This is a genomic window from Sphingomonas sediminicola (assembly GCF_049991885.1).
Classification (GTDB): domain Bacteria; phylum Pseudomonadota; class Alphaproteobacteria; order Sphingomonadales; family Sphingomonadaceae; genus Sphingomicrobium; species Sphingomicrobium sediminicola.
This window is the reverse complement of sequence record NZ_CP178916.1, coordinates 1,447,126-1,461,880: the sequence shown is the minus strand read 5'-3', so window position 1 is coordinate 1,461,880 and position 14,755 is coordinate 1,447,126. Positions and strand designations below refer to the sequence as shown.

The 14,755-nt window shown below is 64.4% G+C and carries 11 protein-coding genes; 7 read left to right on the top strand and 4 right to left on the bottom strand.

Annotation, left to right across the window (positions count from 1 at the left end):
* The first annotated feature begins 1 nt into the window (after position 1).
* A complete protein-coding gene (locus ACMC5O_RS07560; protein WP_187709282.1) occupies positions 2–1,798 on the top strand; it encodes an acyl-CoA dehydrogenase C-terminal domain-containing protein in 1,797 nt (598 codons plus the stop codon).
* Here the strand turns inward: ACMC5O_RS07560 and ACMC5O_RS07555 are convergent.
* From ACMC5O_RS07555 to ACMC5O_RS07545, 3 genes are all read right to left on the bottom strand, one after another.
* A complete protein-coding gene (locus ACMC5O_RS07555; protein ID WP_426692626.1) occupies positions 1,795–4,467 on the bottom strand; it encodes an EAL domain-containing protein in 2,673 nt (890 codons plus the stop codon). The genes ACMC5O_RS07560 and ACMC5O_RS07555 overlap by 4 nt on opposite strands.
* Positions 4,468–4,563: 96 nt before the next feature.
* Positions 4,564–5,490: a cysteine synthase A gene (cysK, locus tag ACMC5O_RS07550; RefSeq protein ID WP_187709284.1), complete on the bottom strand. Its 927-nt coding sequence runs from the start codon at positions 5,488–5,490 to the stop codon at positions 4,564–4,566.
* 60 nt (positions 5,491–5,550) lie between these two features.
* Positions 5,551–6,825 (bottom strand): MFS transporter, encoded by a 1,275-nt coding sequence (locus ACMC5O_RS07545; protein ID WP_246444409.1) that lies wholly within the window; start codon positions 6,823–6,825, stop codon positions 5,551–5,553.
* Positions 6,826–6,927: 102 nt separating this feature from the next.
* Here ACMC5O_RS07545 and ACMC5O_RS07540 point away from each other — a divergent pair, with 102 nt between their 5' ends.
* The 6 genes from ACMC5O_RS07540 to ACMC5O_RS07515 all read left to right on the top strand — a co-directional run bounded on the left by ACMC5O_RS07540 (position 6,928) and on the right by ACMC5O_RS07515 (position 14,188).
* Positions 6,928–8,664 (top strand): DUF885 domain-containing protein, encoded by a 1,737-nt coding sequence (locus tag ACMC5O_RS07540; RefSeq protein ID WP_187709286.1) that lies wholly within the window; start codon positions 6,928–6,930, stop codon positions 8,662–8,664.
* Positions 8,665–8,705: 41 nt separating this feature from the next.
* Positions 8,706–10,073 (top strand): DNA repair protein RadA, encoded by a 1,368-nt coding sequence (gene radA, locus ACMC5O_RS07535; RefSeq protein WP_187709287.1) that lies wholly within the window; start codon positions 8,706–8,708, stop codon positions 10,071–10,073.
* A gap of 74 nt (positions 10,074–10,147) precedes the next feature.
* Complete coding sequence (locus ACMC5O_RS07530) at positions 10,148–10,675, top strand: CvpA family protein (protein WP_187709288.1); 528 nt, start codon at positions 10,148–10,150, stop codon at positions 10,673–10,675.
* Complete coding sequence (cysS, locus tag ACMC5O_RS07525) at positions 10,672–11,982, top strand: cysteine--tRNA ligase (protein WP_246444411.1); 1,311 nt, start codon at positions 10,672–10,674, stop codon at positions 11,980–11,982. The genes ACMC5O_RS07530 and cysS overlap by 4 nt, the downstream gene beginning before the upstream one ends.
* Complete coding sequence (locus ACMC5O_RS07520; RefSeq protein WP_187709289.1) at positions 11,979–12,404, top strand: iron-sulfur cluster assembly scaffold protein; 426 nt, start codon at positions 11,979–11,981, stop codon at positions 12,402–12,404. The genes cysS and ACMC5O_RS07520 overlap by 4 nt, the downstream gene beginning before the upstream one ends.
* A complete protein-coding gene (locus ACMC5O_RS07515; protein ID WP_187709290.1) occupies positions 12,401–14,188 on the top strand; it encodes a cation:proton antiporter in 1,788 nt (595 codons plus the stop codon). Before ACMC5O_RS07520 ends, ACMC5O_RS07515 begins: the two co-directional genes overlap by 4 nt.
* Here ACMC5O_RS07515 and ACMC5O_RS07510 read toward each other — a convergent pair.
* Positions 14,185–14,736, bottom strand: coding sequence for a shikimate kinase (locus ACMC5O_RS07510; protein WP_187710023.1), 552 nt, complete (start codon positions 14,734–14,736; stop codon positions 14,185–14,187). The genes ACMC5O_RS07515 and ACMC5O_RS07510 overlap by 4 nt on opposite strands.
* Between the last annotated feature and the right edge of the window lie 19 nt (positions 14,737–14,755).

Genomic DNA, 14,755 nt, shown 5'->3' with positions numbered 1-14,755 from the left:
CATGCCGACCTACACAGCTCCGGTGCGCGAAACGCGCTTCATCCTCGAGGACGTGCTGGAGATCGGGCGCTTTTCGAACCTTCCGGGCTTCGCCAACGCGTCGCCGGATATCGTCCAGGCGATCCTCGAAGAGGGCGGCAGGTTCTGCGAGGAAGTGCTCCAGCCGCTGAACCGCGTCGGCGACGAAGAAGGCTGCAAGCGCAACGACGACGGGTCGGTGACGACTCCTCCCGGTTTCAAGGATGCCTGGGATCAGTTCGTCGCCAACGGCTGGACGACTTTGTCGGCTCCCGAGGAGTTCGGCGGGCAGGGCATGCCCCACGTCGTCTCGACGGCGATTTCCGAGTTTCTCTGCTCGGCCAACCACAGCTTCGAAATGTACAACGGCCTGACGCAGGGCGCGATTGCAGCGCTGCTGGTGAAGGGTACCGACGAGCAGAAGGCGAAATATCTTCCGAACATGGTCAATGGCCGCTGGACCGGGACCATGAACCTGACGGAGCCGCACTGCGGCACCGACCTCGGCCTGCTCAAGACGCGCGCCGACCCCAACCCGGACGGCAGCTATTCGTTGACCGGCACCAAAATCTTCATCTCGTCGGGCGAGCACGACCTCAGCGAGAACATCATCCACATGGTGATCGCCAAGATCGCCGGCGCACCGGACAATGTTAAAGGCATCTCGCTGTTCCTGGTGCCCAAGTTCCTCGTCAACGAGGACGGCAGCCTTGGCGAGCGCAACGGCGTCTCCTGCGGTTCCATCGAAAAGAAGATGGGCATCCACGGCAACTCTACCTGCGTCATGAACTACGATGGGGCGAAAGGCTGGCTGGTCGGTGAGGCCGAGAAGGGCCTTGCCGCCATGTTCATCATGATGAACGCCGCGCGCCTTGGCGTCGGCTTGCAGGGGCTGGCGCAGGGCGAGGTCGCCTACCAGAATGCGGTCGCCTACGCCCGCGAGCGCCGGCAGGGCAGGGCGCTCCACAAGGACGCGCAGGATCAGAGCGCCAAGGCCGATCCTCTGTTCGTCCATCCCGACGTCCGCCGGATGCTGATGGAGATGCGGACGTTCAACCAGGCAGCGCGTGCGCTGATCCTGTGGGGAGCGTTGCAGGTCGATCTGTCGCGCAAGGCGCCGACCGAGGAAGAGCGGCAGGCGGCCGACGACCTCGTCTCGCTCATCACTCCGGTCATCAAGGGCTATCTCACCGACAAGGGCTTCGAGGCTGCAGTGCTCGCGCAGCAGGTGTTCGGCGGCCACGGCTACATCCGTGAGCACGGCATGGAGCAGTTCGTCCGGGATGCCCGGATCGCGCAGATCTACGAGGGCACCAACGGGATCCAGGCGATGGACCTCGTCGGACGCAAGCTGGCCAAGGACGGCGGCCGTGCTGTGCGCGCCTTTTTTGCAGCCTTGGCGGAGGACATCGCCGTCGCGAAGGCAGCCGGCGACCCGGCTGGTATGGCAGCCGCGCTCGAGCCGGCAGTCGGAGAGCTTCAGCGTGCGACGATGTGGCTCGCCCAGAACGGAATGACCGATCCCGACAATGCGGGGGCGGGCGCCTATCCGTACATGGAGTTGATGGGCCTCGTCGTGCTTGGCTGGATGTGGCTGAAGATGGTGCAGGTCTCTGGCCCGCTCGCCGCCAACGGCTCGGGCGATCGCGACTTCCATGAGGCCAAGCTGATTACGGCGCGCTTCTATGCCGAGCGTGAGCTTCCGCTAGCGTCTGCGCTCCGCCGTCAGGTCGAGGCTGGCGCCGAGGCAATCATGAAGCTTCCGGAAGAGGCCTTCTAGGACGCTGCTTTCTGACCGACGTACCAAGGCTGGAGCATCTGGACGTCGTTGAGCTTTTCCTTCTTCGGAGCGAGCCTCGACATCACGAAGACGTCGTTGAACTGCACGCCGAACTTGCCGGACTGAGCCCAGCGGACCGTGCCCTCGATCGGGCCTGCGCCGACGATGTCCATCGCAACGCGTGTGCCCGGAGCGACCGCGCGGCTGCATTCGACCAGCGCGCCCATCGCCGAGATGTTGCGGAGCCTGACCTCGCAGACTTCTCCGTCGATCGACGCCATCGCCCGGCGCATTAGCCGCTGGCGGGGCTCGCGCAGGGACTGATAGCCGTCGGGAACTACCGTAGTCTTTGAGGCCAGCGCGCGCGCCGACTCCCCTTCCATGGGCTTGCCGAAGATGTAGCCCTGGATGTGGCTGCAACCGAGATCTCGTATCAGGTGCAGGTCGTCATGGGTTTCGACGCCCTCTGCGCAGGTCTCCATCTGCAGGCTGTCGGCGAGCGTGACGATTGCGCGGATGATGGCGCTGTTTCTGCTCGTTTTCGACGCCGCGCCGCGGACGAAACTCTGGTCGATCTTGATCTTGTCGAACGGCGCTTTCTTCAAATAGCCGAGCGAGCTGTAACCGGTGCCGAAGTCGTCCAGCGCCAGGCGCACGCCAAGATCCTTCAGCTTGCCAAACGTGTCGTCGGTGGACTCGCCTTCCGCGAGGAACACGCCCTCGGTGATCTCCAACTCCAGCCTGTTCGCCCGGACGCCGGTGCGGGTCAGCGCGTTGGACACGATCTCTACGATTCCCGGATCGTTGAACTGGATCGGGGATAGGTTGACCGCGATGCGCACCTGGTCGGGCCAGCGGGCCGCCTCCTCGAGCGCGGTCTCGAGCACCCAGGTCCCGATACGCGGGATGAGGCCGCATTCCTCGGCCAGCGGAATGAACTTGTCGGGCGAGATCCGGCCCCGAACCGGGTGATCCCATCGCACCAGCGCCTCGAAGCCGGAGATCTCTTCGCCGGCGGTGCGCACGATCGGCTGATAGGCGACCCAAAGCTCGCCTTTGTCGATCGCCTGCCGAAGGTCGTTCTCGAGCACCTGGCGGTCCGATGCCTCCGTGTGCATGGCCTGCTCGTAGAAGCAGTGCTTGCCCCTGCCAGCATCCTTCGCCGCGTAGAGCGCGAGATCGGCGTCGCGGACCAGGCTGTCGGCTGTGCAGCGTCCAGGATCGCCGATGGCGATGCCGACCGATGCGCCGATGACGACCCGGTGTCCTTCGATGCTGTAAGGCCGCGAAACCTGCTCGATCATGGTCCGAGCGAGGGATTCCAGAAGTCCGATGTCGACCTGGCCCGGGAGCACGGCCTTGAACTCGTCCCCGCCGAGGCGCCCAACCTGCCCGTGATCACCCATCGCCAGTTTCAGCCGGTCCGCGACCTGCCGGAGCAGTGCGTCGCCGACCGGGTGGCCGAGCGTGTCGTTGACGTTCTTGAATCGATCGAGATCGATCAGGAACAGCGCGCAGCCTTTTTGCCGGCTCGACGCGTTGCGAAGCGCCTCGTCGAGCGTCTGCCGCATCATCGCTCGGTTTGGCAGGCCGGTCAGGGAATCGAAGCGAGCAAGCCTCGTGATTTCCTGCTCGGACCGGCGCTGCTCGGTGAGGTCGGTGCCGATGCCTCGAAAGCCGAGGAAGCGGCCGCGCTCGTCGAAGATCGGATTGCCGGACAGCGACCAGTGAATGTCCTCGTCGCTGGCCGCCGTCACCACCACGTCGGAGAATGGGAATCGCGCCGAGAGGTGGAAACCGAGCGTCTTGCCGTGGCTGGTCTCCGCCGACAGCAGGTCGGAAAATTGCCGGCCCAGGAGCTCCGGCGCTTCGCAGCGGAAGTCGTCCGCAAGCTGCTGCGAGACATAGGAGAGCGTGCCTTCGGCGTTGGTTTCCCAGAACCAGCCGCGGCCGCTGTTTTCGAATTCCTCGACGAAGTTGAGCGCCTTGCGGGCTTCGGCATCGAGGTTGAGCCTCCGGCGGCCGGCCCGCATGAAGCTGCGCGAACCGGCAATGCTGTAGGCAACCAGCGCCAGCGACAGGATCTCCACCGCGACCGGCACTAGCGGGCCTTGCGAGAGCATGATGGCTGCGAACGCCGACGTGAGCATGTTGGTGATGATCAGTGGCGGGGACTGGATGGAAACGACCGCGCCCATGGCGATGCCGGCGCTCATTGCTATCGGTGCGGCGGCGATCGGATAGATAAACTGATCGTCCTGAACCGAGATTCCGAACCAGGTCCAGAGCACCCCGACGATGGCGAGATAGACGCAAAGGCCGCGAACGACCGTATGCGATGAAAGGTTGAGCCGCTTCCGGTTCATCAGCAGCGCGGCCGCAACGATGTCGCAAAGGATGACGAGCGCTGCCGGAATCAGGGGGTTGTCCGAGGAAATGCCGAAAACACGCGTCTGGAAGAGCGCCGTGCATGCGCCGACGATGAGTAGGTGCGTGACGCCGAGCAGAAGGGCGACATGATCGAGACCGCCAACGCGCCAGTCGGACAGCGAAGCTTCGTCGCTGGTTTCGGGCGCGCGCACGCCAAACCAGAGCGCCTCCCTTATGGAGACCGTCTGGGCTTCTCCTCCGACATTTTCGACCGCTCTCGCGAACCGAGCTCTGCGCATTCCAGGACCTTCATCGCGGGTTTGCCCCGCTAACGAAGGTTTTTAAGCCGGAGGGCGTTAACACCCCGGCTAAGGAACAAGGTTAAGGGCCCTTTACTAACTTTCCTCAGGAAGGAAGTCCGGCACCGATAAATAGCGCTCGCCGGTGTCGTAATTGAAGCCGAGGACGCGCGAATTATCGCCCAATTCCGGTAACTTCTGCTTGATGGCGGCCAGCGTCGCACCCGACGAGATGCCGACCAATATGCCTTCTTCGCGAGCGGCGCGGCGCGCCATTTCCTTCGCGTCCGCCGGATCGACCTTAATTACTCCGTCAAGCAAACTCGTATCCATGATCGCCGGAATGAATCCTGCACCGATTCCCTGGATCGGGTGCGGGCCCGGTTCGCCGCCCGAAAGGACGGGCGAAAGCGTCGGCTCGACCGCGAAGACCTTCAGGCCGGGCCATTCCTTCTTCAGCACCTCGGCGCAGCCAGTGATGTGCCCGCCGGTGCCGACGCCGGTGATCAGGGCATTAGGCGGATTGTCGCGGAAATCGGCGAGGATTTCCTGCGCGGTCGTGCGGCGGTGGACTTCGAGGTTCGCCGGATTCTCGAACTGCTGAGGCATCCACGAATTGGGCATCGCCTCGATGATTTCCTGGGCGCGCGCGATCGAGCCCTTCATGCCCTTCTCGCGCGGGGTCAGGTCGAAGCTCGCGCCATAGGCCAGCATCAGGCGGCGGCGCTCGATGCTCATGCTGTCGGGCATGACGAGGATGAGCTTGTAGCCTTTCACTGCAGCAACCATCGCGAGGCCGATGCCGGTGTTTCCAGAGGTCGGCTCGACGATCGTCCCGCCCGGCTTCAGCTTGCCGCTGCGCTCGGCGTCTTCGACCATCGAAAGCGCGATACGATCCTTGATCGATGCGCCGGGGTTGGAACGCTCGGACTTGATCCAGACCTCGGCCTTGTCGCCGAACAGGCGATTGATCCGGATGTGCGGCGTGTTTCCGATGGTCTCGAGGATGCTGTTCGCCTTCATGCCGAGGCTCTCCTTCTGGTTCGAGGCGGCTAGTTCGGGTTTACGCTCTTTACTTACAAGTCAGGCCCCGCCCGCAATGACGGTTGCTTCTTCGGGCGGAGGTTCGTCGGGAAGCTCGAAAGTGCGGGCGCGCCGAAGCTCAGGGAACAGGCCGGCCCAGATCAGGGTGACGACGATGGCTGCAGCGCCGCCGGCGACAGTCGCAGCGACCGGTCCGAGCAAAGCGGCGGTGAATCCGCTCCGGGTCTCGCCAAGTTCGTTGGAAGCCGAAATCGCAAGCGTGGACACGGCGGCAACGCGCCCGCGCATTTCGTCGGGCGTGTGGAGCTGGATGAGCGACTGGCGGATATAGACGGAGAACATGTCGGCCGCCCCGAGCAGCGCTAGCATCGCTAGCGACAGCGGATAGAAGGTCGAAAAACCGAAGATCGCCGTCGCCGCGCCGAACACGACGACCGCCGACAGCATCTTTACGCCGACATCGGTCCTGAGCGGGCGGATCGAGAAGAAGATTGCCGTGAGCGTCGCACCCGCCGCCGGAGCCGCACGGAGCGGCCCGAGCCCATCGGCGCCGACCTGGAGGATGTCGCGGGCATAGACGGGCAACATTGCCGTTACCCCGCCGAGAAGCACCGCGAACAGGTCTAGCGTGATCGCTCCGAGCACCAGCCGATTGCGGCGGACGTAGGCTAGACCGTCGGCCATCTGCTTGAGCGGGCTTCCGGGCTTCAGCGCCGAGCGCTGGATCGGTCCTATCGTGAACAGGCAGACCGTCGAGAAAGCAAACAGGATTGCGCTGAACGCGTAAGGAAAATGGGGCGTGACATCGTAGAGGATGCCGCCGATCGCCGGGCCAGCGATCGCACCGGTCTGCCAGGCGGCCGAGCTCAGGGCGATGGCTTGAGGGAGGATCGCTTTCGGGACGAGATTGGGCGCCAGTGCTCCGAGCGCAGGACCCGCAAACGCCCTCGCGACGCCAAGCAAAGCGGCTACCCCGAACAGGATCGGGATGCTGATGAACCCGCCCCAGGTCGCGCTGAACAGGATGAGCGCGCACAGGCATTCCAGCGAGATGACCGCCCGGGCGATGTAGCGGCGATCGAGCCGGTCGGCCGCCCATCCGCTGATGGGCGTGAGAACGAACAAGGGCACGAATTGGACGAGCCCGACTAACCCCAGCTGGAACGCCGCTTCGCGGATGTCCATCGTCTCGCGGGCGATATCGTAGACCTGCCAGCCGATCACGATGACCATCGCCATCTGCGCGATCGTCGTCGCCAGGCGCGAAAGCCAGAATGCACGGTATGCGGGGATACGCAGCGGAGCAGGGATCACGAGGCTGCCCCTAGTGACGGATGTGCGACGCCGCAATCTGCCCATGCGCTTGCCGTCCCTGGTGGCGGGCTCTACGCGGGCCGCGCCAAGGAGAGAGGTGTAATGCGCAAATTCCTGATCGCGTCGGCTGCTGTTGCGGCCGTGGCACTCGGCGGCTGCCGGGTGCAGGAGACTTCCAATCAGACCGGAACGTTGGCCGAAACGCCGTCCGGCGACTGGCCGGCCTTCGTCAACGGCTTCATCGAGGCGGCGTTCAAGGCCAACCCCGGTTTCGCGGTAATGCAGGGCCGGCACGAATTTGACGGTCAGATCGCGGACCTGTCGCAGGCCGCAATCGATGGCGAAGTCGCCCGCCTGAAGAAGGTGATCGCCGACGCGGAAGGCTTCTCCAACGACAAGCTGACCAAGGAGCAGCAGTACGAGCGCGACTACCTAGTCGCGGTGGCCAAGGGCCAGCTGTTCTGGATCGATCCGGCCGGCGCCGACCAGCTACACAACAATCCGGCCGCCTACCTCAATTACATCGACCCGTCGGTCTACATCACCGTGCCCTATGCGCCGAAGGAACAGCGGCTGAAGGCGTACATCAAGTTCCTCCAGAACGTCCCTCGCGCGACCGAGCAGATGCGCGCGAACATCAAGACGCCGATGGCGACCAGTTTCGTCGACTATGCGGCCAAGGCGTTCGGCGGCTTCGTCGAATATTATCCGGGCGACGGAACGGCAGCCTGGAAAGGTGTCGGCACAGACGAAGACCAGAAGGCGCTGAAGACCGCGTCCGACAATGCCGTCAAAGCGATGAAAGACACCGTAGCGTGGGTCGAAAGCCAGCGCGCCTCCGCCAAACCGAACTTCGCGCTGGGCAAGGAAAAGTACCAGCGCATGCTCGCCGACACGGAGATGGTGACGACCCCGGTCGCGGAGCTCGAGAGGATCGGCCGAGCGGACCTCGAGTCCAACCAGAAGCTGCTGAAGGAAGCCTGCGCTCGCTACGCGGCCGGGGCGACCATCGAAGGCTGCATGGCCAAAATGAATTCCGACAAGCCGGTAGGCGGGCCGGTCGCCGAGGCCCGGCGCCAACTCCCGATGCTGAAGCAGTTCATCGTTGACCACGACATCGTGACCATTCCCGGGCCGGAAGAAGCCAAGGTCGAGGAAGCGCCAGCCTACAACCGGCAGAACGCGGCCTACATCAACATTCCCGGGCCGTACGAAAAGAACCTGCCGTCGGTCTATTACATCGCGCCGCCCGATCCGACCTGGACCAAGGCGATGCAGGATGCCTACATCCCTGGAAAGTCGGACCTTCTGTTCACTTCGGTCCACGAGGTGTGGCCGGGTCACTTCCTCAACTTCCTCCACGCCAACCGTTCGAAGAACATGTTCGGCCGGGTGTTCGTCGGTTACGCCTTCGCGGAAGGCTGGGCGCACTACACCGAGGAAATGATGCGCGTGTCGGGTCTCGGCGACGGCAAGGACGAAGTGCTGATCGGCCAGCTGTCCAACGCGCTGCTGCGCGACTGCCGCTTCCTGTCATCGATCGGCATGCACACCGGCTCGATGACCCAGCAGCAGAGCTACGACCTGTTCCGCAATCAATGCTATCAGGACGAGGGCAATGCGAAGCAGCAGGCGGCGCGCGGGACCTACGACCCGGCCTATCTCAACTACACGATGGGCAAGCTGATGATCCGCAAGCTGCGCGACGATTGGGCCGCCAGCCGTGGCGGGCAAAAGGCGTGGAAGCAGTTTCACGACCAATTCCTCAGCTTCGGCGGTCCGCCGATTCCGCTGGTCCGTCAGCAGATGATGGGCAGCAAGGCCGAGGCGGTATTTTGACGCCTTGTGTTCCTGCTTCGTTCCAGTAGGATAGGAGCAGGATGGCCAAGCCGAAGACCCGTTACGTCTGCCAGGCCTGCGGGTCGGTGACGGCCCGCTGGCAAGGCCAGTGCGCGGACTGCGCGGAGTGGAATACGTTGGTGCAGGAGGCTGCCGAGGTCTCCAGCATCTTTGCCGCCAAGCACAACCTCCAGGGCGGCGGGCGGCAGATTCAGCTGGTCGGCCTCGATCATCCGGTCGCGCTGCCGGAGAGGATCTCGACGGGTATCGCCGAGTTCGACCGTGCGATCGGTGGCGGAATCGTTCCCGGCTCGGCGATGCTGGTCGGTGGCGATCCGGGCATCGGCAAGTCGACGTTGCTTTTGCAGGTTTGCGCCGATCTCGCGTCGAAGGGCCGGAACGTCATCTATGTCTCGGGCGAGGAGTCAGCTGAGCAGGTTCGCTTGCGCGCCGTGCGGCTCGGCCTCGGTAAGGCGCCGGTCCGGCTCGCGGCGGCGACTTCGGTGCGCGACATCCTCACGACCCTGGGCGACAATGGCGGTGCCGATCTGCTGGTCATCGATTCCATCCAGACGATGCACTCGGACCTGATCGAGGGCGCGCCCGGCACGGTCAGCCAGGTCCGCGCCTCCGCCCAGGAGCTTGTCCGTTTCGCGAAGGAGCATGGCACGGCCGTCGTGCTCGTCGGCCACGTCACCAAGGACGGAACCATCGCCGGCCCGCGCGTGCTCGAGCATATGGTCGACACGGTGCTCAGCTTCGAGGGCGAGCGCAGTCATCAGTATCGCATTCTCCGCGCGATGAAGAACCGCTTCGGGGGTACCGACGAGATCGGCGTGTTCGCGATGGAGCGGGAAGGGCTGACCGAAGTCCCGAACCCGTCGGTCCTGTTCCTCACCCAACGCGGCGAGCCGGTCAGCGGCACAAGTATCTTTCCTGCTCTCGAGGGCAGCCGCCCAGTGCTGGTCGAAATCCAGGCCCTGACTGTCCGCCTCGCCAGCGGTGCCACACCGCGCCGCGCTGCGGTCGGCTGGGACAGCGGCAGGCTGGCGATGATCCTCGCCGTGCTCGAAGCGCGCTGCGGTCTCAGTTTCGCTACTGCGGAAGTTTATCTCAACGTAGCGGGCGGTTACCGCCTGACCGATCCGGCCGCCGACCTTGCCGTCGCCGCAGCGCTCATTTCGGCGCTGTCCGAACGCCCGATCCCCAACGAATGCATCATCTTCGGCGAGATCGCCCTTTCTGGCGAGATCCGCCAGGTCGCGCATTCCGGCCTCCGCCTCAAGGAAGCTGCAAAGCTCGGTTTCGAGAAGGCGCTTGTCCCGTCCGGAGTAAAGGGCGCAGACGGCATCGCGACCGCGCACTTCGGAAACGTTCGAGCGTTGGTGGACCAGATTCTGGGTCGCTGACCGACGAAGAGGATTACGCCCTGAGGGATCGACGGCTCGCATTGCCTGAAAGACTTCGCTAGCGGCGCTCTGGAATGAGCGCGCTCGACATTTTCGTCATCGTCCTGCTGGGTGGGGGAGCCATGATCGGCTTCGTCCGCGGGCTGGTGCACGAAATGCTGTCGCTGCTCGCTTGGGTGGTAGCGATCGTCATGCTCCGCATGTTCCACACACCGGTGTCGGAAGCGCTGGTCGGTCCTGTCGGCACGCCGACCGGCGGGGCGGTGCTTGCCTTCGTGATCCTGTTCCTGCCGAGCTTCCTGTTCATGAAGCTGCTCGCGCGGTCGCTTGGGAAGAAAAGCCGAACGTCGGTCCTCGGGCCGTTCGACCGGGTGCTCGGCGGCGGCTTCGGGATGCTGAAGGGACTGCTCGCCGCGACCCTCTTCTTCCTGGTCGCCAACCTCGCGACTGACCTCATCTACGGGCCGGACGAGCCGAGGCCGGAATGGATGCGCAACTCACGCACCTATCCTTTACTGAACGCCAGTGGCCGCGCCGTGGTCGACTGGGTCGAAACGCGGCGGAAGGGCTCCGCGAAAAGCATCGAGGACAATAAAGAGTGATCCGCCTTCATGACACGATGAGCCGCGAGAAACGGGCGTTCGAGCCCGCCGACCCGGAGCGGATCACCATGTATGTCTGCGGACCAACGGTTTACGGGCGCGCACACATCGGCAACGCCCGTCCGGCGGTCGTGTTCGATACGCTGGCGCGCCTGATCCGGCACGAATATGGCGCGGACAGCCTGGTCTATGCCCGCAACGTCACCGACGTCGACGACAAGATAATTGCGTCGGCGGAGAAGCAGGGCGTCGACCCTTCGGTGATCACGAAACGGTACGAGGATTTCTACCTCGCCGACATGGGCGCGCTTGGCGTGAACCCGCCCGACATTGCGCCGCATGCGACGCAGGAAATTCCGGCGATGGTCGCGATGATCGAGCGGCTTATCGAGACGGGTAATGCCTATGAGGCGGAGGGGCACGTGCTCTTTTCCGTCCCGAGCGATCCCGATTACGGCGCGCTGAGCAAGCGCGACCGCGAGGCGATGATCGCCGGAGCCCGAGTCGAGGTCGCGCCCTACAAGCGCGACCCGGCCGACTTCGTCATGTGGAAGCCGAGCGGGGAGGGCGTGATCGGCTGGGATTCGCTGTGGGGCAGGGGCCGCCCGGGCTGGCACGTCGAATGCTCCGCGATGATCGAGCGGCATCTCGGCGAGACGATCGACATCCATGGCGGCGGGCTCGACCTCATCTTCCCGCACCACGAGAACGAGATCGCGCAGAGCCGCTGCGCGCATGAAGGCAAGCCCCTCGCGCGATATTGGGTGCACAATGGCTTCGTCGACATGGGCTCGGAGAAGATGTCCAAGTCGCTTGGCAACATCATCACGCCTGCGGAGCTGCTGGAGCAGGGCCATCGCGGCGAGACGCTTCGGCTGGCCTTGCTGTCGGCGCACTATCGCCAGCCGCTGGCCTGGACGGACGATCTGGTCGCGCAGGCCAAGGCGACGCTGGATCGGCTCTATCGTTCGGTCGGCGATGCTGAGGCGGGCGACGTCGATGCCGGTGTGGTCGATGCGCTTTCTGACGACCTCAACACGCCGCTCGCATTGTCGAGGCTGTCGGCGATCGAAGATCCTGCGGTACTCAAGGCCAGCGCTGCCCTGCTCGGATTGCTGCAGGCCAGAGCGGACGAATGGTTTCAGGGCGGAGGCGACGCTGGCGAGATCGAATCCCGCATTGCCGAGCGGGCAGCAGCCAAGAAAAACCGCGACTTCGCGACGGCGGACCGCATCCGCGATGAGCTGAAGGCCGACGGCATCCTGTTGGAGGATTCGGCCTCCGGCACTACTTGGCGCAGGGAATGAACGCTCCGCTCTACACGACCGACATCCTGCGGCTGGCGGCATCGCTGCCTACTCCGCGCCAGCTCGATCGGGTGGACGGGACATCTGAACAACGTTCGCCGACCTGCGGGAGCACGCTTCGGTTGCAGGTCCAGCTCGATGAGCAGGGTCGTATCGCGGAAGTCTCGCAGGAAGTTCATGCCTGCGCTTTCGGGCAGGCTTCCGCATCGATCCTCGCTGCGAACGCTGCGGGAAGATCTTCTGAAGAGGTTGTCGAGGCGCTGACCGACCTCGAAAGCTGGCTCTCGGGCAGCCGCGTAGATCCCGGCAGCTGGCCCGGGCTCGACGCGCTTGCCCCGGCGCGGTCACGTCGCTCACGGCATGGCGCAATCCTGCTTCCGTTCAGGGCACTGGCCGCCGCAATGACGGGCGCCCGCGGATGAATGACGTTCCCGAGGTCGTCACCGGTAACCTGCTGGTTGACGGCGCGCTTATGCTCGGAGCGGCGCTCTTTTTCGTCACTGTGTTCCGCAAGCTCGGGCTCGGTGCGACTCTCGGCTACATCGTCGGCGGAGCGATCATCGGTCCCTACGCGCTCGGCCTGATCGGCGAAGCGGATTCGATCATGGCGGTGTCGGAAATCGGCATCGCGCTCCTCCTGTTCCTTGTCGGACTGGAGCTCAATCCGGGCAGGCTCTGGCGACTGCGCAAGGACATCTTCGGCCTCGGGCTGATGCAGGTGATGGTCTGCGGATTGGCATTGGCCGTTCTCATCCATTTCACGCTGGGGTTCAGCATCGAAGCGAGCATTGCCATCGGCCTGCCGCTCGGCCTGTCGTCGACCGCGCAGGTGCTTCCGATGCTGCGTAATACGGGCCAGCTCAACCATCCGCGCGGCGAGCGCGCCTTTTCCGTCCTGCTGTTCCAGGACCTGTCGATCGTACCGATGATCACGATCATCGCCGCCATGTCGCGGGCGCCGGTGGATCCGACCGCGCCGTCGGGCGGAATGCTGGCGCTCTATACTGTGGGCGCGATCGTCGGGCTTGTCCTGGCCGGGCGGTTCCTCCTCAATCCCTTGTTCCGACTGGTCGGCCGCCTTGGCGAGCGCGAGCTGTTCGTCGTCGCAAGCCTGTTCGCTGTGATCGGGAGCGCCGCGCTGATGCACTGGCTGCATCTATCGACCGCGCTCGGAGCCTTCATCGCCGGCGTGATGCTCGCGGAATCGCCTTATCGCCACGAGCTGGAGAGCGATGTCGAGCCGTTCCGCTCGATCCTGCTTGGGCTGTTCTTCCTTTCGGTCGGGATGCTGATCGACTTCAACGCCGTCGCCGCGCGGCCCGGACTCGTGTTCGGCCTCGCGCTGGGAATCATCGTCGTAAAGGCCATCGTGATCGCCGGCCTCGCCTATTTGTTCGGGATGAAAAAGGGCCGGGCGATCTGGCTCGGCCTGCTGCTCAGCCAGGCGGGCGAATTCGGCTTCGTCCTGTTCGGTCAGGCGGCAAGCGCGCAGCTGATCACCCGGGAAGCCGCGTCGCTGTTCGCGGCGGTCGTGACCCTCACCATGGTCTCGACTCCGTTCCTGATGAGGGTGATCGAGTGGATCCTGGAGCGGCTGCCCGAGCCCGCGGTCGATCTGGACGGCCCCGAGTTCTCGCCTGAAACCAACGTCATCGTCGTTGGCTATGGCCGGTTCGGCCAGACTGTCGCGCAGATGCTGATGGCCAAGCGCATTCCGGTGACCATCATCGACAGCAAGCCGTCGCAGATCGAGCTGAGCGAGGAATTCGGGACCAAGGTCTATTACGGAGACGGGACCCGCGTGGACCTGCTCCGCACGGCCGGCGCGGAAACCGCCGAAGGCATATTGTTCTGCCAGAACCCGAAGGAACTGACCCGCGACAAGCTGGAGGCCGTGTTCACGTCCTTCCCGCATGCCGCGATCATGGTTCGGGTCTACGACCGGCTGCAGGTCATCGAGTTCGACGGGCTGGATCTCGCAGTGTGCGAGCGCGAGCTTTACGAGAGCGCGATCTCGATGGGCCGGGAGTCCCTGATCAAGCTCGGCATCCCCCGTCGCGAGGCGGAACGGGTCGAGCGCGAATATCGGGAGCGGGACCTCGAACGGCTGGATGCGCAAACGGTCACCGGCGACCTGCACGCGAAGTTCGACCGCAGTTTCGGAGTCGACCGGCCCCTTTCGGACGAAGCGAAGAACCCCGCCTAGGGCTTTGCAGCGCCGTCGAGGTGCGATTCGAGCGCGCTGACGATCGATTCGACGACGTCGTGATGCGCTCCGGCGCCGCTGGTGATCCGGATGTGCGCCTCCGCGTAAGATGGACCCCGGTCCTTCGCCAGGCGCTCCAGCGTCCCCTTGGGGTCGCCGTTGCGGAGCAGTGGGCGCGTGTCCCTCCGCGCCGTCCGGTCGGCGAGCACATCGACCGGCGCATCGAGCCAGACGGTGATCGCGCGCTCGTTGAGTAATTTGCGGGTGCGCGGGTCGACGAAGACTCCGCCGCCTGTGGCAATCACTTTGACCTCGTCGTCGATTAGGCGGGCTACGAGCCGGCGCTCTCCGTCCCGGAAATCAGCTTCGCCGTAGCGGTCGAAAATTTCAGCGGCCGAATAGCCTGCAGCATCGGCGATCGCTGCGTCGGTATCGATGAAGGGAAGGCCCAGCCGCTTCGCCAGGCGGCGTCCGACAGTCGACTTTCCCGCACCCATCAGGCCAACGAGAACGATCGGACGGTCAAGGCGGTCTGTCAGCTTTCCCACGCTCGGGGCTATACAGCGG